General features: G+C 72.1%; 1 protein-coding gene, 1 tRNA gene and 1 other RNA gene. 1 reads left to right on the top strand and 2 read right to left on the bottom strand.

Going from position 1 to position 1,360, the window contains the following annotated elements:
- Positions 1 to 128: 128 nt before the first annotated feature.
- An RNA gene (gene ffs / locus E3O49_RS10085) (signal recognition particle sRNA small type) lies at positions 129 to 225 on the bottom strand.
- 118 nt (positions 226 to 343) lie between these two features.
- Between ffs and E3O49_RS10080 the strand changes: the two genes are divergently transcribed.
- Positions 344 to 431: transfer RNA gene (locus E3O49_RS10080), tRNA-Ser, on the top strand.
- A 481-nt stretch (positions 432 to 912) separates the two neighbouring features.
- Here E3O49_RS10080 and E3O49_RS10075 read toward each other — a convergent pair.
- Positions 913 to 1,155, bottom strand: coding sequence for a putative acetyltransferase (locus E3O49_RS10075; RefSeq protein WP_134451445.1), 243 nt, complete (start codon positions 1,153 to 1,155; stop codon positions 913 to 915).
- Positions 1,156 to 1,360 lie beyond the last annotated feature (205 nt).

Below are 1,360 nucleotides of genomic sequence, written 5' to 3'. Positions count from 1 at the left end.
GGGCGCGTGGCGGCGTGCGGTGGGCGAGGCGCGTGGCGGCGTGCGGTGGGCGGGGCGCGTGGCGGCGTGCGGTGGGCGAGGCGCGGGCCTGGTGCGGGCGGCGTTCCGGGTGCGGGGCCTTCGGGCATGAAAAAGACTCCTCGCGCACCCACCAGAGCCCGGTTACCCTTGCTACGTTTCCGTCCTGGGGGAGTTGGCCGAGATGGCGCCACGCGAGGAGCCGACTGCCAGTTTAGACACAAAGCGCACTCCCCCAAAACGCGCCGTTCGGACCGGGTGTGACGAAGGCCCGAAGAAACAGGTAAGATTCTCTAGGTCGTTCCCTCACGGGAACGGTCGGCCAGGAGAATTCGCCTAGTGGCCTATGGCGCACGCTTGGAAAGCGTGTTGGGTGAGAGCCCTCGGGGGTTCGAATCCCCCATTCTCCGCCAGTTCTTGATCACGCGGGATGATTTGCGAGCGCCCCAGGCGGGCCCGCGCCTCTCTCTCCCTCCGGCCCGTCGTTCGCGCGCGCCCGGCGCATCCGTCATTCTTCGCGGGCCCGGCGCATCCGTCATGCGCCTCGGTCCGCGCCGATTCCGGGCCCGGCGCATCCGTCATGCGCCTCGGTCCGCGCCGATTCCGGGCCCGGCCTGTGGCTAACTCAGGAGATCCGGGCCAGTCCCCGGTCGGACCCCGCGGACCAGTGCGGAACGGCCCGTGGCTCCGCGAGAATCTCCTGAGTTAGCCCCCCGCCCCCGCCCCACGAGGCGGCGCGTGTCCCCCTGCTCGCGTTCGTAACTCCTGCAGATTCTGCCGGATGTACCCGATTCAGCCTGCGGTGACCGTTCGTCGAGGAATTGCAGGAGTTTTGCACGTCGGACCGGCGGCCTGGCTCGTCGGGGGGCCTGGTGCGGCACGTCGGGGGCCTGGCTAGTCGGCGAGCGGGCGCCGAGGCGCTCGGGGGGCCGGCGGCGGCGGCACCTGCTTCGCGGCGACGATGTCGGCGAGTGCGAGGGTGACCAGACCGCGTTTGGTCTCGACCGTGCACTCGGTGTCGGTGCAGGCGCAGAGGTAGCCGACGGCATCCGTCACGCCGCCCTCGATGCGGGTGCGCACGACGATGCGGGCTCCGAGTTCGGTGACGGAGACGAAGTGGGAGGCGGCGAGGCTCATCCGGCCGAGCCTACCGGCACGGGCACGGCGGGTCGGCGGCACGGGGCACAGGGGAACGGCGGCACGGCGGGCCAGTGGCACGCCGGGTCAGCGACTCGGGCAGCGAGCGCGTCAGCGGCCCGGTGACTCAGCACGTCGATGGCACACGCCGGCGCGGCACGGCGGCGCGGCACGGCGGCACGGCACGGCGGCACGGCACGGCGGC

This window comes from Cryobacterium shii, from assembly GCF_004402595.1.
GTDB classification, from domain to species: domain Bacteria; phylum Actinomycetota; class Actinomycetes; order Actinomycetales; family Microbacteriaceae; genus Cryobacterium; species Cryobacterium shii.
The sequence above is the reverse complement of the archived record's forward strand: the minus strand, read 5'-3'. Positions and strand labels throughout refer to the sequence as shown.